The following is an 18,833-nucleotide window of genomic DNA, read 5'->3' on the forward strand; positions in this document are numbered from 1 at the left end:
CCTGTCGACGCCCGAATCGGACGAGCGACCGAATCCCACCCTGATGCCCCGAACTTAGCGACAGCTGGCCGGTAGCTGAGAGGCCGTTAAGAGCCCCTGTGGGGTGCATCTCCGTAACAAAAGTCCTGCATGACCGATGTCATTGTTTGCCGTCCGGAGGGTTGCTGTCAGCGGAATACAAGCTCACCTCACCATCCTCACCCAGAAATGCGTTCACCAGCATCGTCTGCTCGGCCTGCCTCGCCTCGACATCCGGTGCGGCCGTGGTGATCGAAATCTGCGGTATCGCCGCCCAGTTCACGACGTACCGTTCCGGTGGGCCCGCCGCCCCCGAGACGTGGGCCAAACGGAAAACCGACACGGTGTGGCGCTTCATCAGATCTCGAACGACTTCGGCGATTCGTTCCGGGTCCTCCAAAGCGAACAGGAAGCCGAAGGTCAATTCCGGCGAAGATACGTAGGCGGGCACGAAATCACGCTAGCCAACATCCGGCGAACGCGCAGGCGCACGTCCGCACAACACGCACACGAACTCGAGCGGCGCCGGCCCCATCCGTCGATGGTGGACCTTCGCGATCATGTGATCACCACGTAACGCGGATAACGATTGGCCGCTCACCTCGCGCGTTCGGCATGTCAACCGTTGCGCGCCCACCCGGGACACGCTTTCCTGAATATGTCCGCACGTAAACCAGATACGGCCGCCGAGACGAGGGTGGGAGACGATGGAGACGGCATACGCCGGTGACAACGACACCACCGGGACACTTCCCTCCGCTCCGGAGCTCCTGCATGCGTTCCGGTCCACACCCGCCCCCGGCGAGCACCCGGTACTCGACTCCGCCCGCTGCCTCGTCCGCTGCCACGAACAACGCCGCCTCGCTTACCGGGACGCGCACGCACCGCAGGTGACGAGCGTGCGCTCGGCCGGATCCAACCGGCTGGTCGACGAGGCCGATCGCGAACGCGCCGCGCTCGTCGAGGGCATCGATCTCTGGGTCGCCGACAATATCTCGCACCGAGCGGGAGCATCGCTGCATACCGAAACCCTGGGTGCGGTGATCGACCGCATGGCCGGAAAGTGGGTGGCCGCCCACCACGCGCTGGGCCTGCCACACTCGATACAACCATTGGAGGAGGTGCCGGCCGTCGAAGCCGACGGCGAGGCGCACCTGCAATGGGCACGCCTCGCCGAATTGGCCGACGGTTACACCGATCTGGTCACCGATATCGCCGAGCACCGGCGCCGGCTGCCGGTGTTCTGACGCTCAGCGACGCGGATCCTCGACCGGCACCTCCGGCACCTCCGGCTCGTCACCCGGCCGGCCCGACGCGGTCTCTCGATCCCGTTCGGCCGCCGAGGCGGCCTCCCGCATTTCGATGGCATCGGTGACCCAGTCACCGATCTCACGCGTCACCTCGGAGACCGTGCTGGTGATGATCGTTGCGATATTGCCGACATGTCGTGCCCCGGAGGACGTCAGCTCCTGAATGAGATCCTTGTTGCTTTCGAATTTCCCGATCATTACCCGCCCACCTCGCGCTCGGATGACTGTGCCGGACCTCGATACGGTGCCGGACTGTGGTGCTACCGCGGCCCGCCCTCGCGCTGCGCCGCCACCGGGGCCGACTGCTCCGGCCGCGGCTCGCGCATCACGATAACACCGGGCTGTGACGATTCCCCGACGATCGCCGGGGGCAGGGCCAGCTTGCAGATCTTCCACCACACCGAGCCGACCTGCTTGCCGAGCGAGCCGGTGTTGTACGGCAGACCGTACTTCTCGCACAGCGCCCGCACCTCGGGCGCAATCTCCGGATACCGGTTGGCGGGCAGGTCCGGGAACAGGTGGTGTTCGATCTGATGGGACAGGTTGCCCGACAGGATGTGGAACAGGGTGCTGCCGCTGATATTGGCCGAGCCGAGCATCTGCCGCACGTACCACTCACCGCGCGTCTCGTTCTCGGTCTCCTCTTCGGTGAACGTCTGTACGCCGGAGGGGAAGTGCCCGCAGAAGATGATGGAGTAGGACCAGATGTTGCGGACCAGATTGGCGGTGGCATTGCCGGCCAGGGTCGAGACGAACAACGGGCCGGTCAGCAACGGGAAAACCACATAGTCCTTGAGGACCTGCCGGCCCGCCTTGCGGATCTGCCCCTTGGCCAGGCGTTTGATATCCGACCACTTGCGCTTGCCCTTGACGATGTTGTCGGCCTCGAGGTCGTGCAGCATCACGCCCCACTCGAACAGCAGCATCAGTGCCAACGCGTACACCGGGTTGCCCAGGTAGTACGGATTCCACTGCTGCCCGTCGTCCATACGCAGCACGCCGTAGCCGATATCACGATCGCGCCCGTGGATATTGGTGTAGGTGTGGTGCAGGTAGTTGTGCGAATGCTTCCACTGATCCGCCGGGCAGACCGTATCCCACTCGAACACACGGGAATTGAGTCCGGGCTCTCGCATCCAGTCCCACTGGCCGTGCATGACGTTGTGGCCGATCTCCATATTGTCCAGAATCTTGGACAGGCTCAGCGCCGCCACCCCGGCCAACCAGAACGGCGGCAGGAAGCCCAGATACATCAGACCGCGCCCGGCGATCTCGAATCCGCGCTGCGCCTTGATGATCGAGTAGATGTATTCGCGGTCGCGAGCGCCCAGATCGGCGGTGATGCGGTCACGCAGGGCGTCCAGCTCGCGGCCGATCTCGGCAACCTGCTCCGGCGTGAGCACGAGCGGGCCGTCACGGGTTTCGGTGAGTATGGTCATAGCTGTTGTCCCCTTTCAGATTTCGATATCGACGTCGCCGACCGCGGCGCTGATGCACAGCTGGATCGGCTGGTCGGGGTCGTTGTCGAGTTCGCCGGTACGCAGGTCGCGGGTACATCCGGAGCGCTTGACCGCGGTACAGGAGAAGCAGATGCCCATCCGGCAGCCGAATTGCGGTGCCAGACCGGTTGATTCGGCTTGCTGCAGCAGACTCTCGCCGGTGTTGCGCGATTCGGTTCCGCTCGCCGAGAAGGTGGTCATCCCTTCGGCGCCGGCCGGATCCGCGGGCGCGGTGGTGAGCGTGAATTCCTCGCTGTGCAAGCGGTCTTCGAGCTGTTCGGCTTCGTAGATGCGCCGTACGGCGGCCATCAGCGCAGGCGGTCCGCACACGTAGGTGTGCGCGGTGGCGAACGACGGTGCGATCCGCACGAGTTCGTCGTAGTCGAGATGTTTCGCGCCCGGTACGGCCGCACACGTCCACGGTGCGCCGTCGATCAGTTCGGAACGCCCCAGCTCCGGATATCCCAGCACGATCTCGACGTTGTCGTGCTGCCGGCCGATCCGCTGCAGCAGCTCCCGGTGCGGAACCTCCTCGGGTGAGCGGGCGTAGTGCGCGAACACCACCTCACCACGAAACCCCTCGGCGACCAGGGTGGACAGCATCGACAGCACCGGCGTGATGCCGCTGCCGCCACTGATCAGCACGATCTTGTCCGGGCGCCGCTCGGGCAGCCGGAATACGCCCGATGCGGGCGCGAGGTCCACGACCATGCCGGTGCGCGCGTACCGGTGCAGATACTGCGATACCAGCCCGCCGGGATGCGCCTTCACCGTGAGGGTCAGGGTGCGGCCGGAGGGATTCTGCGCGTCTACGGGCGAATAGCAGCGAGTGTGTTTGACACCGTCGATCAGCACGCCGACCTGCACGAACTGACCGGCCTCATGTCCCGACCAGCGCCGATTCGGCCGCAGCGTGAGGGTGACCGATCCGGGCACCGACCGATCCACCCCGACGATGTCGGCCCGCAGATCGCGCAGCGTCAGCGACGGCCGCACCAGCTCCAGGTACCGGTCGAGCGAGTGCGGTGAGGTCATTGTCTGAACCAGATCGAGCAATCCCACCATGCGGTTCTCCCCAGGCTTCGTCGAGACGATCATGCGACCGAGTTTCGGTGCACATCTGTACACTGAATTAGTGTGCCTGGTAGTACCGCAATAGTTCAACCTGCATCTGCTGTGACCGATGCAACATCTGGATGAATGGACCAATCGTGAACGGATGTATGCTCACCGAAATGAGCGAGCAGGCCGAAACCCGGATAGAGCGCAAGGAGCGCACACGGCGAGCACTGCTGGACGGAACCCTGACGCTGGCGTCCGAACGCGGTTTCGCGGCACTGAGCCTGCGGGAGATCACTCGCTCGGCCGGAATCGTGCCCACCGCGTTCTACCGGCACTTCGAATCCCTGGACGAACTGGGCACCACCCTGGTCGACGAGGGAGTGCGCCAGATGCGGCTCGCACTGCGGCATCTGCGCCGCACTCCCGAGGCCCGTCTGGCCGAAACCGTGCGTTTCGCCTTCGACCAGGTCACCGGTCGCGAAGACCTGTACGGCTTCCTCATCCGGGAGCGCCACGGCGGCGCACCGGCCCTGCGCGCGGCGATCGCGACCGAAATGCAGCTCATCACCAGGGAGCTGGTGGTCGATCTGTCCCGGATACCGGCTCTGGACACCTGGCCCACCGAGGACCTGGAACTCGCTGCCGACCTGATCGTTTCCACTGTCACCGATCACATTGCGGAGTTCGTCGCCGCGCCGGACCGGGACCGCCCCGACCTGATCAACCGCACAGTAGGCCAGGTCCGCCTGATCGCCCTCGGTATGGCCGCATGGAAGCCCCGCACCGGATAGCGCGGCCCGTACCGGCCACACAGACAGAAAGGCGCCCCCGACCCAACGGCCGTGAGGCGCCTTTCCCGTATCCGAGATAGTGCAGAGCACCGCGGGTGATGATACCGAATATGACGCTCGCGCACAGGGTTCCCGGAAGCCGAGTCGCAATACCCCTACCTATATGCACCACGTTGCATATAGGTAGGGATCTCGGCTAGCCTCGGATCATGGCCCTCGAGCATGCACTGCTGGTATCGCTGAGCGAGCGGGCCGGCTCGGGGTACGAGCTGGCCCGGCGATTCGACAAATCGATCGGATTCTTCTGGAGCGCAACGCATCAGCAGATCTATCGCGTCCTCAAACGGATGGAGGAACGCGGCTGGGTCAGCAGTGAAACCGTCGCGCAGGCCGGCCGGCCGGACAAGAAGGTTTACACGGTCAGCACGGCGGGGCATGCGGAGTTGTCCCGATGGATCGCCGCACCGACAGACGATATCGGCCCACTCCGCAGTGAGCTGGGCGTGAAGATCCGAGCCGCCGCCCACGGCGATATCGAGGCATTGCGCGCGGAGGTGGCGCGGCACCGTGGCCATCACGCCCAACGGCTCGAGGTATACCGCCACATCGAGCAGCAGGACTTCCCCGCACCGGACCAGCTCACCGGCTCCGCCCTCTATCAGTATCTGGTGCTGCGCGGCGGTATCCGAGTAGAAGCCGGATTCGTCGAATGGTGTGACGAGGTGCTCGCCGGTCTGGCCGGGGAACCGCCGACGGCACCGACAGCCGCACCACCGGCTCCGACGGTCGAAAGGTAATCCCATGACAGCGAACCCCGTCGATTCGCGGCAGTCCTATCCGCACCTGTTCGAGCCGCTCGAACTGGACCACACCACCCTGCGTAACCGGGTCGTGATGGGGTCCATGCATACCGGTCTCGAGGATCGCGCCTGGGACACCAACCGGCTCGCGGCCTACTTCGCCGAACGCGCCAGCGGTGGGGTGGGCCTCATCATCACCGGTGGTTACGCCCCCAATCGGGAGGGCTGGCTGCTCCCGCTGGGCGCCAAGCTCACCAACCGGACCGAGGCATACCGGCATCGCAGGATCACCGCGGCCGTACACGCCGAGGGCGGCAAGATCGCATTGCAGATCCTGCATGCGGGGCGTTACGCCTATGTGCCGTTCAGTGTTTCGGCGTCCTCGATCAAGGCACCGATCAACCCGTTCCGCCCCCGCAAGCTGTCCGCCAAGGGCGTCGAGCGAACCATCGACGATTATGTGCGCTGCGCCGAACTGGCGAAGTTCGCCGGCTACGACGGCGTCGAGATCATGGGCGGTGAGGGTTATCTGATCAATCAGTTCCTCGCACCACGCACCAACAAGCGCACCGATCGGTGGGGCGGCTCGGCACCGGCCCGGCGCCGCTTCGCCGTGGAGATCGTGCGCCGGGTCCGTGCCGCGGTCGGCGCGGATTTCCTGATCGTCTTCCGGCTTTCGATGGCCGAATTCGTCGAGCACGGCCAGACGGAGACCGAAATCCTGGCACTGGCAACCGAATTGGAAGATGCCGGAGTCAGCATCATCAACACCGATATCGGCTGGCACGAAGCGCGAGTGCCGACCATCGTCACCTCCGTGCCGCGTGCGGCGTTCGCCGAGTTCACCGCGAAAATCACCGCGCACGTCCATGTCCCGGTCTGCGCGTCCAACCGGATCAATATGCCCGAGACGGCCGAGGAGATCCTGACCCGCGGCGACGCCCAGCTGGTGTCGCTGGCTCGGCCACTGCTGGCCGATCCGGACTGGGCCGCCAAAGCCCGCTCGGCGCGCGAGGACGAGATCAATACCTGCATTGCGTGCAATCAGGCCTGCCTCGACCATGCCTTTGTCCACAAGACCGTGTCCTGCCTGCTGAATCCGCGGGCGGGACACGAAACCGAACTACGTCTGCTGCCGACCCGGCACCGGCAACGCGTCGCGGTGGTCGGTGCGGGACCGGCGGGTCTGTCGGCCGCGGTGAACCTCGCCGAGCGCGGCCACGACGTGGATCTGTTCGAAGCCGACGACCGAATCGGCGGTCAGTTCGATATCGCACGCCGGATTCCCGGTAAGGAAGAGTTCAACGAAACGATCCGGTACTTCACTCGAAAGCTGGAACTGACCGGCGTACGAGTCTTTCTCCAGCGCCGGGTGAGCGCCACGGAACTGATCGAAGGCCATTACGACCACGTAGTCCTCGCCACCGGCGTGCGTCCTCGCATCCCGGAGATCCCCGGCATCGATCACCCGAAGGTGCTCACCTACGCCGAACTGGTCCGGGAACAGCGACCGGTGGGCAAGAAGGTCGTGGTGATCGGCGCCGGCGGAATCGGTTACGACGTCAGCGAATTCCTCACCGTCGAGGGCCATCCGGCATTGAAACTCGACGAGTGGAAGCAGGAGTGGGGCGTCACGAGCGACGACCCGGACGCGCCGGGCCAACTGACCACCCCGCGTCCCTCCCCCGCACCGCGCGATGTGGTGCTGCTGCAACGTAAATCGACACCGTTCGGCAAGAGCCTCGGCAAGACGACCGGCTGGGTGCACCGCGCTGCGGTGAAGGCCAAGGGAGTCGAGCAGATCGGTGGCGTGAACTACGAGCGCATCGACGACCGGGGGCTGCACATCAGCTTCGGCGAACATCGCACCCGGCCCACGATCATCGACTGCGACAACGTAATCCTCTGCGCCGGACAGGAATCCGTTCGGGACCTGGTCGAGCCGTTGCAGCAGGCCGGGCTGCGCACCCATCTGATCGGCGGAGCCGAACTGGCGGCCGAACTCGATGCCAAACGCGCGATCGACCAGGGCACCCGACTGGCGGCGGCGCTCTGATGGCGGTGCTGACCCGACTCGGCTTCCCCGGCGACGAGAAAGCCTGGTCGACACTGGGATTCGCCCCGCAGGACGGCACCGTGCAGATCGGGCGGATCTCGTGCACACTCGGCATCGGCGCGGGCTGGGGATTCGAGAACGCCGGCCCCGGTCTCACCCGGCTGGGAGTGCCCGAAGTGCTCGGCGGCACGGTTGCCGAGGGCGCAGAGTTCTCCACCAGGGCGTCCACACCACCCACCGCAGCGCATCCCAACGGCGTCGCCTTCGTCGACCACATCGTCTACTGGGTCCCCGACCTGGACGAATCGGTGGCCGCCATGAACACGGCGCTGGGCATCGAACCGCGCCGTCGCTTCCGTCCCCGTGGGCCGCAGGGCCCGGAAATGGCGTTCTACCGGGTCGGGGAAGCATTCATCGAAGTGGTCGCGACCGGGCACGGCGCGGCGGCACTGATCGGAATCGCCTTCGGCACCCCGGATCTCGATGCCACGGTGGCAGCGGTGCGCGCCGCGGGCGGGCCCATCGGCGATCCCAAGCCGGCCGTCCAGGGTGGCCGGATCGCGAGCGTGTGGCACGGGCATGTCGACTGGGGTATCGCCTTCCTCGAGCCCGGGCCCCGTACGACCGAACCGCAGCCCGCGGCCACCCCCGCGGGTACCCGGTAGGCTCGGCGACCGTGAGCCTGCCTGCACCCACCGCCGACAATCGCGCCGTCGTCACCGGAGCCTCCTCCGGAATCGGAACCGCCCTCGCCGAAGAACTGGCCAAACGCGGCTATTCGCTCATCCTGGTCGCTCGTCGTGGCGATCTGCTCGACCGGTTGGCGCAGCGGCTGAACAGCACCTACGGTGTCGACGCCGAGGTCCGCGCGATCGATCTGTCCGACCGCGACCAGCGCGCACCGCTGGTACAGGAACTCACCGAACGTGAGATCGCGATTCTGTGCAACAACGCCGGCGTCGCCACGTTCGGCGCGGTGGCCGAGCTCGACGCGGCGTTCGAGCGCTCGGTGATGGAACTCAACGCCACCGCCGTCCACGATCTGACGCTGGCCGTGCTGCCGGGAATGCTGGCGCGCGGCGGCGGCATCCTCATCACCGGCTCGGCCGCCGGCAATATGGCGATCCCCAACAACGCCACCTATGCCGCTACCAAGGCGTTCACCAACACCTTCTCCGAATCGCTGCGCGGCGAACTCACCGGCAGCGGCGTCCATGTCACGCTGCTGGCGCCCGGTCCGGTCCGCACCGACAATCCGGATCAGGACGAAGTGGGGAGCAAGATTCCCGACTTCATCTGGGTTTCGGCTGCCTACACCGCGAAGATCTCGATCGATGCACTGGCACGCAACAAGATGCGCGTGGTCCCGGGCCTGATCAGCAAGGGCATGAGCGTCGCGGGTCAGTACGCGCCGCGGGCTCTGACGGCCCCGATCGTGGGCACGTTCTACAAGCGGCTGGCGGGCTGACCTACCGCGGCCGCCTCCCCCGTCAAGGCCGCGTCAAGATCGCGGAGACAACGGTTCGGACTGCGTATCGACCGGTTCCGGTAGTGCCGTCACGGCGTATTTCTGACAGTGGTCGAACCACTGAAACAGGAGAACGCCGTGACGTTGCTCGAGATCTTCCCGTCCTTACGTTCGGGCCTGCCGGCCCCTCGCCTGGACACCACCATCTGGCCGTGCCGGACCCACTACGACGATCTCGGGCGGATCACCGTCGACGGAGTCGCACTCACCGACATCGCCGACCAGTACGGCACTCCGACCTATGTACTGAGTGAAACCGAGGTTCGGGACCGGTGCCGGTCCTATCGCAGACACTTCCCCGGAACCGACATCGTCTATGCCGCCAAGGCATTGCTGACCCGCACGGTGGCCGAGTGGGTCACCCGGGAAGGACTGGCCGTCGATGTGTGTTCGGCCGGCGAGTTGGCGATCGCGTTGTCCGCCGGTGTCGATCCACAACGCCTCGTCCTGCACGGCAGCGGGAAACCGTACGCGGAACTGGAGTACGCCGTCGGCGCCAGGGTCGGGCGCATCGTGGTCGACTCACCGACCGAGGTGAGTCTGCTGAGCACCCTGGTGACCCGGCCGCAGCGGGTTCTCGTCCGCATCACTCCCGATATCGATGTGCACGGCCACCCCGCCGTCCGGACCGGTGTCGCGGACCAGAAGTTCGGCTTCGTCCTCGACAGCGGTACCACCGAGGAAGCGATCCGCACCATCGTGGCGCATCCGCTATTGGAACTGGTCGGTCTGCACTGTCATCTCGGCTCCCAGATCCACGATCCGGGCCACTACGGCGAGGCGATCTACCGGCTGATCGCACGGATGGCCGCGATCCGGCAGGACCACGGCACCATCACGACCGAACTGAATATCGGCGGCGGCCATGCCGTGGCCTACCGCACCGGGGACGCCGAGCTGAACCTGCGCGAACTGGCCGACATCATCGAGGACGCGCTGGATGCCGCATGCGCACGCCACCGCTTCCCCCGCCCGGTCGTCACGATGGAACCGGGGCGCGCCATCGTGGCCCGGGCAGGCGTCACCGTCTACCGGATCACCGCGATCAAGCGGATCGAGGGCGGGCGCACCTACGTCGTCGTGGACGGCGGGATGAACGACAACCCGCGGGTGGCGCTCTACGGCGCCCGCTACACCGCCGTGATGGCCAATCGGCACCCCACCGGCCCCGAGATCGATGCCACCGTGGCGGGGCGTTACTGCGAGGCGGGTGACATCCTCGCCACCGATGTCCGTATGCCCGCCGATCTACACGTCGGCGAGCTGCTGGCGATTCCGGCAACCGGCGCCTACCACCACAGTCTTGCCCCGTCGTACAACGGCGTCGGACGGCCGCCCATCGTAGCGGTCCAGGGCGGCCGCTCCCGGCCCCTGGTGCGCCGGGAAACGGTGCAGGACATACTGTCTCGCGATCTGGGCTGACCGGATGCGACATCGGCGAACCGCCGATCGCAGGGAAAGAGCATCGCAAACCGTCACGCCGCGCCTGGTTCCCGGGTGCCCGGCACTAGTGTTTCGGGCGTGTCCGAAAAATTGATGGTGTGGATGGATTGCGAGATGACCGGGCTGCGCCTGGACAGCGACAAGCTGATCGAGGTGGCCGCACTCGTCACCGACAGCGATCTCAACATTCTCGGCGACGGCGTGGACATCGTCATCCACGCCGATGACGATGCACTGGCGGCCATGCCTCCGGTCGTGCAAGAGATGCATGCCAAGTCCGGACTGACCGAGGAGGTGCGCCGCTCCACCGTCACGATGGAGCAGGCACAGCAGCAGGTCCTCGACTACGTCCGGCAATGGGTTCCCACCGCGGGCACCGTCCCGCTGGCGGGGAACTCGATCGCCACCGATCGTGGATTTCTCGCCCGCGACATGCCCGAACTCGACGCGCACCTGCACTACCGGATGATCGATGTGAGCTCGATCAAGGAGCTGTGCCGGCGCTGGTACCCGCGGATCTACTTCGGTCAGCCGGAGAAGGGCCTCGCCCACCGCGCTCTCGCCGATATCAAGGAGTCCATCCGAGAACTGGACTACTACCGCCGCACGGCATTCGTCACCCCTCCCGGTCCCTCGACGTCCGAGATCGCCACGATCGCGGCGCAGGTCAGCGCCGGTCCTGCGGCAGCCCCCGCCGCCGATTAGGTTTCTGGCCGGGATACGCGCTAACATCGAGCGCGCCGGTAGTTACCGGCAATGGTGACCGTAGTTCAGTTGGTAGAGCACCAGGTTGTGATCCTGGCTGTCGCGGGTTCGAGTCCCGTCGGTCACCCGCACAGACCGGGCCTTCCATATGGAAGGCCCGGTCTTTTTGTAGACCCTCATCCGTGTGCACCCCACTGGATTTTGGGGCTTCACACCTGTCGTAGGTGTGAAAAAATGCGGACGCACGACTCGAGTTCCGACGCGGTACCCCATCGACGAGCGGCAAGCTCATCCACCGAGAGGAAACGATGCGACTCCCATTCAGCGGCCACCGGAGTTCGGCGCGGGTAAGACCCGATTCGCGACGACGACCTGTGCGGCGCTCCGTACTGGCGCTCACCGCGCTGGCTTCGGCGCTGGCTCTGGCGCCATCCACCGCGGCCCAGGCTGATCCGGGGGTGGTGTATTTCCATTCCGGTAATACCGATTGCGCCCTACACGACAACGGAAGTTTCACCTGCGGTTTGGCCTCGTCGGTGAACCCGCCGCTGGCAACGCTCGAGGTTGCCGGAATGAAGATTCCGGTGCCGTTCTCGGTGAGCAAGGTCTCCTACGGTGGACAGGGCATCCCGACGCTGCCGTCGTTCGCAGCTGCCGACGAATACACCCTCCCGGATGGAAACCCCGACATCGCCGACGTGGCGACCGCGCGCGGGCAATGGGGTTCCATCGTCGAGCACGGCGGCACCAAGTGCGAGAGCGGCTTCCACGGAAGCTTCTCCTGTACCTCCGGCGCACACGGCTTCACCACGTGGTCGGGGTACCTCACCATGAGCTGATCCAGCCCCACCGCAGTACGGATCGGCCGCGTAGTACCCCAGCGGCCGATCCGTACTGCATTCAGTTCCATTCCTGTTGCTCCAGCTCCACCAGCACCGGATGCATCAGAGTGGACACCTTCTCGTCGCGAGGCCCGCGATCAGGCGGGAAGACCGCGGCGGCATCGAGGGTGGCACGATTCAGCGAGCGCAGCGGTTCAGGTGTGTCCAGCCGTAGTTCCGGCTCGTCGCCGCGCGCGGCCAGCACATAGCCCCAGTCACCGAAACTGGGCACATTCACGTGATACGGCCGCACGGCCAGGTCGGCCGCCCGGATGGTCGCCTCGATACACCAGAACGAGCGCGGCGCGAAATACGGCGAACCGGACTGCACCACCATCCGTCCGCCGGGGGCCAGAGCATGCGCGGCCAGCGAATAGAACTCCTTCGTGTACAGCTTCGCCACTGCCGTTTCGTCCGGGTCGGGCAGATCCACGATCTCGGCGTCGAACCCTCCGGAGGAGGTACGCAACCAGCTGAACGCGTCCGCGTTGACCACATTCACCCGCGGATCGTCGAAGGCGTGCTCGTTGAGCCGGGTCAGTCGCGGGTCGGTGCGCGCGAGCCGGATCATTTCCGGATCCAGTTCCACCAGGGTGACCCGCTCGACATCGGGATACTTCAGCACCTCACGCAATGCGAGCCCGTCGCCACCGCCGATGATCAGCACGTTGCGGCGCGATCCGGACAGGACCGGATGCACCAGCGACTCGTGGTACCGGTACTCGTCGGCCGAGGTGAACTGCAGATCGCCGTTGAGATAGAGGCGGACCTCGGGTGGCTTACGCAGTGATACCGACTCGGTGATCACGATGTGCTGATACCGGGTCTGTTCGCGCAGCACGATCGGATAGGCGTACAGCTGCTGCTGCGCGGTCGCCTCGAACCGGTCCGCCCCGACGTAACCGGCGACCAGCAGCGAGCAGACGAGCACCGAACCCACCCCGCACAGCCAGCGCGTCACGGGCCGCACGTCACGCCAGAACAGCACGAACACGACCGTCAGGCCGGCCAGCGCGTTCACGACCCCGACGATCAGGCTGCCCCGGATCTGACCGAATATCGGCAACAGGACGAACGGGAAAGCCAAACCGCCCAGCAATGCCCCGACATAATCGGCGGCGAACAGATCCGCGACCGCGCCGGAGGCTTCCTGCCGGCGGATCCGCTGCAGCAACTCCATCAACAGCGGGATCTCCGCGCCCACCAGGATGCCGATGACGATCGATACGACGATCAATGCCGCCATGTACAGATCCAGCCATGCGTAGGCGGCGTACAACAGCAGCACCGAGAATCCGCCGATCGCGGCGAGCGCCAACTCCACCGCCACGAACGCGACCGCGGCGTGTTCACGCAGGGGTTTGGCGGCCAGCGCGCCCACTCCCATCGCGCACACCATGACGCTCAGCGTGATCGAGGCCTGCGCCGCGGTGTTGCCGAGCAGATAGCTGCCCAGCGTCACCAGCGACAGTTCGTAGACCAGACCGCAGGCCGCGCAGACGAACGCGGCGACGAGCAGGGCCAGGCGCGCGGCACGCGCACGCCGCGGACGCGGTCTCGCGCTGTCGTCTGCCTCGGTGCCGACCGGTGTGGTGTCCGCCGGTGTGGTGTCCACCATTACGGGGTGACCGCCATCAGGACAGGCCCGCGGCCACGACCAGCCCGATCCCCACATGTGCCGCGGCGCTCACGTAGGCAGCCGGATGCAGCTCCGGTTCGGCAACCAGATTGCGCATGTTCCCAGGGGTGAACAGGTCGATGAGCAGGAAGGCGAGCGTCATCGCCGCCAGGCCGATCACGCCGTAGATCGCACTGGACAGCAGAGCCTGCCCCAGTGACCCGTGCGAGGTCCAGATCGCGGTCGCGTTGATCAGCGCGACGCCGATCAGATTCGAGGCGACCAGCACCGTGGCATTGCGATTGCGGTCGATCCAGATCTGGCGCCGCAGATCGCCGGGCGTGATCACGTCGACGAGGACGAATCCCAACACCATCAACGCGACGCCCACCAGGCTGTAGGTGAGTGCGGAAAACGCATCCCACGCCAGGTCCTCGGCCATATTCGTCCCTTCTCATCGGTGCGCGGCACGATGCGCGCGGCGGTCGTCGGCTCGATCGGCTATTTGCCGCCGCCGGTGCCCCCGCCGCGGTAGTCGTTACCGATACCTCCACTGCGCGGTGTACTGGGCCAGCCGTAGGTGCTGATGAACGTGTGGTGGCGCTGATAGCCGGTGCGGTAGTTGTCCACCAGAATCATCGACCCGCGCTGATACGGCGACACGGCGACGATGTCGTTGTTGTACTGCAGGAAATAACGGTCACCGGTGTTGCGGCGATGCTTCGGATGGGTCTTCGCGGCAATCGCGGCCGCCACCGCCGCAGGCGCCGCCGACGAGGTGAACGCACGCCCACCGCCGGACTGATCCAATGCCGAGGACCGGGTGTAGTGGTCGGCGATGTAATCGCGTGGGCCGCTGAAGTTGGCGCGCACGATCAGGGCGACCACCAGCGCCACCGCGACGACCACGCACCCGATTCCGACCGTCAGCCAGCCGCGTTTACTCATCACCGTCTCCGCGACGGGGTACGAGTCCCGTACCGGCGACGCCGAACCCGCATGTCATGTGCGTGACTGCGGGTAGATCATCATCGCGACCCGGTCGATCTCCTGGCCGATCGCGCATTCGAAGGTGCCGTCGGGGCCGTAGTCCTCGTAGGACAGCAGGGTGCCGTCCAGAGCCTCGTAGTCCCGGTACGCCACCCCGCCCGAAGGGGCCAGCCCGGTGGTCGCCTCACTGCTGAACTGGGCGGTACCGGACTCGTCGAGACGGAACTGCCGGCCGTTGTAAGTGACCTCCGGCCCGGTAGCCGGTGGTGCATCGTCGATCTCGGTCCACAGCACCAGCTCGAGATCGGGGTCTTCCTCCACCGACAACCACTTCTTCACGCCCGTGGAGTTGTCGAGCAGATGCTCACTCCACCCGAACCCGCCCTCGCGCAAACGCATCGATCCGCGCACGGTGTAGGTGTCCCCCGAGATATCGACGATATCGCCCGCGCGTAGCGCACGCGGGTCCCCACGCATGGCATCGGTATCGGTGGTGGCGAACGGATCCACCGGTCCGGTGGCAGCCGGGCCCTGCTGTTTGTCCTTCCGGCTCAGTGTGTAGACCTTGTAGAACGCGAAGCACGCCAGCGCGATCACGACGACGAGCAGTACGACCAGCAGTGTGGTGATGGCAATCCCTCCCGAATTGAACTGGCCGGAACTTACCACTCACCCGCGGTCGTCGGCATTACCGGCCTTCCACACCGACCACGGGATATTCCAATCACCGAGGCCGTCGAGACCGGACAACGTCTCTCCCACCGTGTTCTTCACGATGGCGATATCACCGCGTTTCGCGTTCTCGTATACCCACCGCGCATCGGCCGGGCTCAGATTCAGGCAGCCGTGGCTGGTGTTCGAGTAGCCCTGCTGGCCCACCGACCAGGGCGCCGAATGCATGAAGATCCCGCTGTAGGACATGCGGGTGGCCCAATCGACCGGCGTGCGATAGCCGTTGGGGCCGGTCGCGGAAACACCGTAGGTGGACGAATCCATGATCATGTGGTCGAACTGGTCGCCGATGATGTATATGCCGTTCTGGGTGGGCGTGGAATCCTTACCCATCGAGGTCGGCATCGAGCGGACGACCTGACCGTTGCGTTCGACCGTCACCGTCTTGGTGTTGTCGTCGGCGGTGAAGATCAACGGGTCGCCGACGGTGAAGCGGGAGTGGATATCGGCATCGCCGATCAGTCCGCCACCCAGATCACGGCCGTAGGTGTTCACATTCACCGTCACCGCGGTGCCCGGAGCCCAGAAATGTTCGGGGCGCCACCGCACCTCGCGATTGTTGACCCAGTAGAAGGCACCCTCCACGGCCGGAGTGGTGGTGATCTCGATCGCGTCCTGCGCGGCCCGGCGATCCGGGATGTCCTCGTCGAACTGCACCGCCACCGGCTGGCCGACACCGACCACCGCATCCTCACCGGGCAGCAGCCACGGATGGGTCTTCACCCGTGGTGTCATCGTCGTGAACGACGTCGTGGTCGACGTGGTGCCACCGATGCCCAGCGCCTCGGCCTGCAGCCGGTAGGTGCGGCCGAAGCCGAGCGGTTCGGTCAGCTCCCAGGACAATCCGTCCGGTGCGACCCGGCCGGCGACCGGCTCTCCCTCCGGCGTGAGCAAGGTGACAGCGGTCAGCTTGCCGTTGTCGACCCGGACCGGCAGCGGGTCGCCCGGGGAGACTCCGGTCGCGCCGTCCGCCACCCCGGGCAGGACCGTGGGCTTCACCAGGTCCATCGCGGGATTCCGCTCGATTGCCGCCCCGTCATCGCCGTCGACGGAGCTGCAGCCCGTTGCGACGAGCGCAAGTATCGACAACACCCCCAGCCATCCTGCGACCCTCATCCGCCGGCCTCGACGTCCACTCATGTGTAACCCCGTTTCCTGCCTCGTACGCGACCGGGCCACCGGCCACGCTGCTCGACCCAAACGCGCATGTGGCCCGGCCGAGACAACGTTCACCCATTCTGCCAGGTGAAACGGTTTCAACCGGGAGAACACGACGAGTCGACCCACACGCACTCTGTCCGATTCATCCCTTCCGGCCTCCGATCCGTTACGGTGCCCCGAATTCGTCGAACCAGGACATGACCAGGCGATTTCACTTTCCGCACGCGCAGCTGTTATGGTTTCTCCCGCACCGGAACGGAGCCGAAGAGCCCGGTCCGGATGTTCAAGCGCCATTAGCTCAATTGGCAGAGCAGCTGACTCTTAATCAGCGGGTTCGGGGTTCGAGTCCCTGATGGCGCACAAAACCAGTACTCCTGGACACTATCCTCGTATCGCGTGTTCTAGCGCGCTAGACAGCCATCGAGCAGCTGCGGCACCACGAACGTCGTCTCGCCCGGTCAGGATCTGGCCCGTGCTGCTGATCGCGCTGCCCGCAGCGGTGGCGGTGTGGTCCGGTTGGGTCGGTCTCGGCGAGCTGACCGGATTCGGTGTCATTCATCCCATGCCAGGCATATGGGATCCCGCCCGCCTCAACACCGGTCTGGGCTTTCAAGAGCAGTCTGACCATCCCGCTGTGCAATGTCCGTGGCGCGACCGCGGATCCCTGCATCGCCGCCGATCCCAAGGGGATCCGCGCGCCGGGCGCCCATGTGCCGGGCGTGATCACGGCGAGCCCGTTCCACCTCGACGGCGAAAGGTCTTCTGGGACGTGAAGGATCCGGCGAAGGCTGTCGTGATCGAACTCGCCGACGAGCGCTACGCCCGTCTGGTCGTCCAAGTCGACGACCCGAGCGCGACCGTCGCACTGGTCGAGAACGCCCTGCGGTGAAAGAGAGTAAGCCGATGTTCTCCCACTCGCCAGGGTCGTGACGTCGTGGAGCGTCATGTGCGCGGAGCCCGCAGCTCGGTAGAAGAAGATCTCTCCTTCGGTACGTGGGTGAATGACCGGGATCACCAGTGATGAACAGCGCGCGCTGATCGTGACGGCCGCGACGGCACTGTTTCTCGAGTTGGGCTACGACCGCACGTTGCTGGCGCGGATCGCGAACCGCGCTCGGGCGTTTCGCGGGCCACCCTGTTCAAGCAGTTCCCGAGCAAGGCCGCCCTGTTCGACGCCATCGTGACCGAAGGCCTGGTCGACCGGCGACGAGGAGGATCCGCCACCAGCAGGCAACGTCGTCGACGGGCTCAGCATCATCGGTCGCCGTTACGCCGAGCTGCTCGGCCGCGCCCAGATGACCGACCTGTTCCGAATCGTCATCGCCGAGCTGCCGCGATTCCCCGAACTCGCCAATGCGCAGTTCTCACAGGGGAAGATGCCCTACTTCGAGTCCGTACGCGGCTACCTCTTAGCCGAGCGAAATCACCCCCGCCGAAGCCCGCGAGCGCGCCGTGGCGCTGTTCAGCCAGATGGTCGGCGCGCTGACCATCTCCCGCGCGATCGCCGACGCCGCCCCGGACTTGTCCGACGAAGTGCTGACGGTCAATCGGCGGCAGCTCGAGAAGCTGTAACCGCCGTCGTTCCGGCCACCAGGGAGGCAGCTGCGGGAAGCGGTTCGAGATTGTCGGCACGCAGACCGTCGAGGGAGATGCGCAGCAGTCGGTGCCACATGTGCGGGCGACACTCGTCGGTGACCTGGACGGCGTGGCCGAGGGAGACCAGTAGGAGCAGTAGGTCGTCGACGGTCACGCCGGGGCGCAGCACACTCCTGGCGCGGTCGCACAATTCCACGACGACGAGGCGAAGCTTCCCGATGCCCTCCGGGTCGGGCACCGGCAAGGCCAGCGCGAAGTGCTCCATGATCGCGCGATGCTGTGCGTATCCGGTCAAGGCCTGCTCATAAAAGTCGACCAATGCCGCCCAGGGATCCTCGGCGTCGGCAGCCGCCGCGCGCGCAGATTCCGCCCACCTCGTGAAGTCCCCGCGCAGGACCGTCCGTACGAGATCTTCCTTCGTCGGGAAGTGTCGATACAGCGTGCCCATGCCGACGCCGCTGCGGCGGGCGATCTCGCGGACATCCACTGCGGTGCCTTGGTCGGCCAGCACTGCCGACGCGGCCTCGATGATTGCGTCACGGTTGCGGAGCGCGTCCGCCCGGGGCGCGCGACGCCGACTGGTGTTTTCCGGTTCGGCCACTGCCATGCGCCCAGCATATCCCTTTATGCGGAGCGAATGCTC

The 18,833-nt window shown here is 65.8% G+C and carries 20 protein-coding genes, 2 tRNA genes and 1 pseudogene; 13 read left to right on the plus strand and 10 right to left on the minus strand.

The window, feature by feature from the left end:
• Positions 1–139: 139 nt before the first annotated feature.
• Positions 140–469 (minus strand): hypothetical protein, encoded by a 330-nt coding sequence (locus NV2_RS03485; RefSeq protein WP_067868890.1) that lies wholly within the window; start codon positions 467–469, stop codon positions 140–142.
• 256 nt (positions 470–725) lie between these two features.
• Between NV2_RS03485 and NV2_RS03490 the strand changes: the two genes are divergently transcribed.
• Positions 726–1,265: a DUF4254 domain-containing protein gene (locus tag NV2_RS03490; protein WP_067868893.1), complete on the plus strand. Its 540-nt coding sequence runs from the start codon at positions 726–728 to the stop codon at positions 1,263–1,265.
• A 3-nt stretch (positions 1,266–1,268) separates the two neighbouring features.
• On the opposite strand, the gene NV2_RS03495 is transcribed toward NV2_RS03490, so the two are convergent.
• From NV2_RS03495 to NV2_RS03505, 3 genes are all read right to left on the minus strand, one after another.
• Complete coding sequence (locus NV2_RS03495; protein ID WP_067868896.1) at positions 1,269–1,526, minus strand: hypothetical protein; 258 nt, start codon at positions 1,524–1,526, stop codon at positions 1,269–1,271.
• 62 nt (positions 1,527–1,588) lie between these two features.
• Positions 1,589–2,767, minus strand: coding sequence for a fatty acid desaturase family protein (locus NV2_RS03500; protein WP_067868899.1), 1,179 nt, complete (start codon positions 2,765–2,767; stop codon positions 1,589–1,591).
• Between the two features lie 15 nt (positions 2,768–2,782).
• A complete protein-coding gene (locus NV2_RS03505; protein WP_067868902.1) occupies positions 2,783–3,925 on the minus strand; it encodes a ferredoxin reductase in 1,143 nt (380 codons plus the stop codon).
• Between the two features lie 137 nt (positions 3,926–4,062).
• Between NV2_RS03505 and NV2_RS03510 the strand changes: the two genes are divergently transcribed.
• The 9 genes from NV2_RS03510 (at position 4,063) to NV2_RS03550 (ending at position 12,051) form a co-directional block, all read left to right on the plus strand.
• A complete protein-coding gene (locus NV2_RS03510) occupies positions 4,063–4,680 on the plus strand; it encodes a TetR family transcriptional regulator (RefSeq protein WP_084473826.1) in 618 nt (205 codons plus the stop codon).
• 209 nt (positions 4,681–4,889) lie between these two features.
• Entirely contained in the window at positions 4,890–5,477 is a 588-nt protein-coding gene (locus tag NV2_RS03515; RefSeq protein WP_067868914.1) for a PadR family transcriptional regulator, read from the plus strand.
• Positions 5,478–5,481: 4 nt separating this feature from the next.
• Entirely contained in the window at positions 5,482–7,536 is a 2,055-nt protein-coding gene (locus tag NV2_RS03520; RefSeq protein ID WP_067868916.1) for an NADPH-dependent 2,4-dienoyl-CoA reductase, read from the plus strand.
• The gene (locus NV2_RS03525; RefSeq protein ID WP_067868925.1) at positions 7,536–8,201 is read left to right on the plus strand and encodes a VOC family protein; all 666 of its coding nucleotides are present in this window, start codon (positions 7,536–7,538) and stop codon (positions 8,199–8,201) included. The genes NV2_RS03520 and NV2_RS03525 overlap by 1 nt, the downstream gene beginning before the upstream one ends.
• Before the next feature lie 11 nt (positions 8,202–8,212).
• Positions 8,213–9,004 carry a mycolate reductase gene (gene cmrA / locus NV2_RS03530; protein ID WP_067868928.1) on the plus strand — a complete coding sequence of 264 codons (792 nt, stop codon included), beginning with the start codon at positions 8,213–8,215 and terminating at the stop codon, positions 9,002–9,004.
• 138 nt (positions 9,005–9,142) lie between these two features.
• The gene (gene lysA, locus NV2_RS03535; RefSeq protein ID WP_067869362.1) at positions 9,143–10,486 is read left to right on the plus strand and encodes a diaminopimelate decarboxylase; all 1,344 of its coding nucleotides are present in this window, start codon (positions 9,143–9,145) and stop codon (positions 10,484–10,486) included.
• Between the two features lie 114 nt (positions 10,487–10,600).
• Positions 10,601–11,212, plus strand: coding sequence for an oligoribonuclease (orn, locus tag NV2_RS03540; protein WP_174550546.1), 612 nt, complete (start codon positions 10,601–10,603; stop codon positions 11,210–11,212).
• Positions 11,213–11,266: 54 nt separating this feature from the next.
• Positions 11,267–11,339: transfer RNA gene (locus NV2_RS03545), tRNA-His, on the plus strand.
• Positions 11,340–11,586: 247 nt separating this feature from the next.
• A complete protein-coding gene (locus NV2_RS03550) occupies positions 11,587–12,051 on the plus strand; it encodes a hypothetical protein (protein ID WP_067868933.1) in 465 nt (154 codons plus the stop codon).
• A 61-nt stretch (positions 12,052–12,112) separates the two neighbouring features.
• Here NV2_RS03550 and NV2_RS03555 read toward each other — a convergent pair whose 3' ends face one another.
• The 5 genes from NV2_RS03555 to NV2_RS03575 are packed head-to-tail and all read right to left on the minus strand — an operon-like array spanning position 12,113 to position 16,573.
• Positions 12,113–13,711, minus strand: coding sequence for a polyamine aminopropyltransferase (locus tag NV2_RS03555; RefSeq protein ID WP_067868935.1), 1,599 nt, complete (start codon positions 13,709–13,711; stop codon positions 12,113–12,115).
• A gap of 16 nt (positions 13,712–13,727) precedes the next feature.
• The gene (locus tag NV2_RS03560; RefSeq protein WP_067868939.1) at positions 13,728–14,153 is read right to left on the minus strand and encodes a DUF350 domain-containing protein; all 426 of its coding nucleotides are present in this window, start codon (positions 14,151–14,153) and stop codon (positions 13,728–13,730) included.
• 59 nt (positions 14,154–14,212) lie between these two features.
• Positions 14,213–14,659 carry a DUF4247 domain-containing protein gene (locus NV2_RS03565; protein WP_067868941.1) on the minus strand — a complete coding sequence of 149 codons (447 nt, stop codon included), beginning with the start codon at positions 14,657–14,659 and terminating at the stop codon, positions 14,213–14,215.
• A gap of 54 nt (positions 14,660–14,713) precedes the next feature.
• A complete protein-coding gene (locus NV2_RS03570) occupies positions 14,714–15,370 on the minus strand; it encodes a DUF4178 domain-containing protein (RefSeq protein WP_157102716.1) in 657 nt (218 codons plus the stop codon).
• Positions 15,371–16,573, minus strand: coding sequence for a L,D-transpeptidase (locus NV2_RS03575; RefSeq protein WP_067868943.1), 1,203 nt, complete (start codon positions 16,571–16,573; stop codon positions 15,371–15,373). It abuts the gene before it with no gap.
• 308 nt (positions 16,574–16,881) lie between these two features.
• Between NV2_RS03575 and NV2_RS03580 the strand changes: the two genes are divergently transcribed.
• From NV2_RS03580 to NV2_RS32610, 3 genes and pseudogenes are all read left to right on the plus strand, one after another.
• Positions 16,882–16,954: transfer RNA gene (locus NV2_RS03580), tRNA-Lys, on the plus strand.
• Positions 16,955–17,066: 112 nt separating this feature from the next.
• Positions 17,067–17,483 carry a hypothetical protein gene (locus NV2_RS03585; RefSeq protein WP_210749607.1) on the plus strand — a complete coding sequence of 139 codons (417 nt, stop codon included), beginning with the start codon at positions 17,067–17,069 and terminating at the stop codon, positions 17,481–17,483.
• 367 nt (positions 17,484–17,850) lie between these two features.
• Positions 17,851–18,000 (plus strand): annotated as a pseudogene (locus tag NV2_RS32610) (TetR/AcrR family transcriptional regulator C-terminal domain-containing protein); the annotation flags it as partial.
• Between the two features lie 137 nt (positions 18,001–18,137).
• Here NV2_RS32610 and NV2_RS03590 read toward each other — a convergent pair.
• On the minus strand, positions 18,138–18,797 hold the full coding sequence (locus NV2_RS03590) for a TetR/AcrR family transcriptional regulator (RefSeq protein WP_067868945.1): 660 nt from the start codon (positions 18,795–18,797) through the stop codon (positions 18,138–18,140).
• Between the last annotated feature and the right edge of the window lie 36 nt (positions 18,798–18,833).

Origin of the sequence: Nocardia vermiculata NBRC 100427 (genome assembly GCF_001613265.1) — a bacterium.
Taxonomy (GTDB): domain Bacteria; phylum Actinomycetota; class Actinomycetes; order Mycobacteriales; family Mycobacteriaceae; genus Nocardia; species Nocardia vermiculata.

What these genes read in the sequence shown, in the direction of transcription:
- NV2_RS03490 (WP_067868893.1), top strand. Translation starts at nt 726, where the DNA reads ATGGAGACGGCATACGCCGGTGACAACGACACCACCGGGACACTTCCC.
- NV2_RS03495 (WP_067868896.1), bottom strand. Translation starts at nt 1,526, where the DNA reads ATGATCGGGAAATTCGAAAGCAACAAGGATCTCATTCAGGAGCTGACG.
- NV2_RS03500 (WP_067868899.1), bottom strand. Translation starts at nt 2,767, where the DNA reads ATGACCATACTCACCGAAACCCGTGACGGCCCGCTCGTGCTCACGCCG.
- NV2_RS03505 (WP_067868902.1), bottom strand. Translation starts at nt 3,925, where the DNA reads ATGATCGTCTCGACGAAGCCTGGGGAGAACCGCATGGTGGGATTGCTC.
- NV2_RS03510 (WP_084473826.1), top strand. Translation starts at nt 4,063, where the DNA reads ATGAGCGAGCAGGCCGAAACCCGGATAGAGCGCAAGGAGCGCACACGG.
- NV2_RS03515 (WP_067868914.1), top strand. Translation starts at nt 4,890, where the DNA reads ATGGCCCTCGAGCATGCACTGCTGGTATCGCTGAGCGAGCGGGCCGGC.
- NV2_RS03520 (WP_067868916.1), top strand. Translation starts at nt 5,482, where the DNA reads ATGACAGCGAACCCCGTCGATTCGCGGCAGTCCTATCCGCACCTGTTC.
- NV2_RS03525 (WP_067868925.1), top strand. Translation starts at nt 7,536, where the DNA reads ATGGCGGTGCTGACCCGACTCGGCTTCCCCGGCGACGAGAAAGCCTGG.
- orn (WP_174550546.1), top strand. Translation starts at nt 10,601, where the DNA reads ATGGTGTGGATGGATTGCGAGATGACCGGGCTGCGCCTGGACAGCGAC.
- NV2_RS03555 (WP_067868935.1), bottom strand. Translation starts at nt 13,711, where the DNA reads ATGGTGGACACCACACCGGCGGACACCACACCGGTCGGCACCGAGGCA.
- NV2_RS03560 (WP_067868939.1), bottom strand. Translation starts at nt 14,153, where the DNA reads ATGGCCGAGGACCTGGCGTGGGATGCGTTTTCCGCACTCACCTACAGC.
- NV2_RS03565 (WP_067868941.1), bottom strand. Translation starts at nt 14,659, where the DNA reads ATGAGTAAACGCGGCTGGCTGACGGTCGGAATCGGGTGCGTGGTCGTC.
- NV2_RS03575 (WP_067868943.1), bottom strand. Translation starts at nt 16,573, where the DNA reads ATGAGTGGACGTCGAGGCCGGCGGATGAGGGTCGCAGGATGGCTGGGG.
- NV2_RS03590 (WP_067868945.1), bottom strand. Translation starts at nt 18,797, where the DNA reads ATGGCAGTGGCCGAACCGGAAAACACCAGTCGGCGTCGCGCGCCCCGG.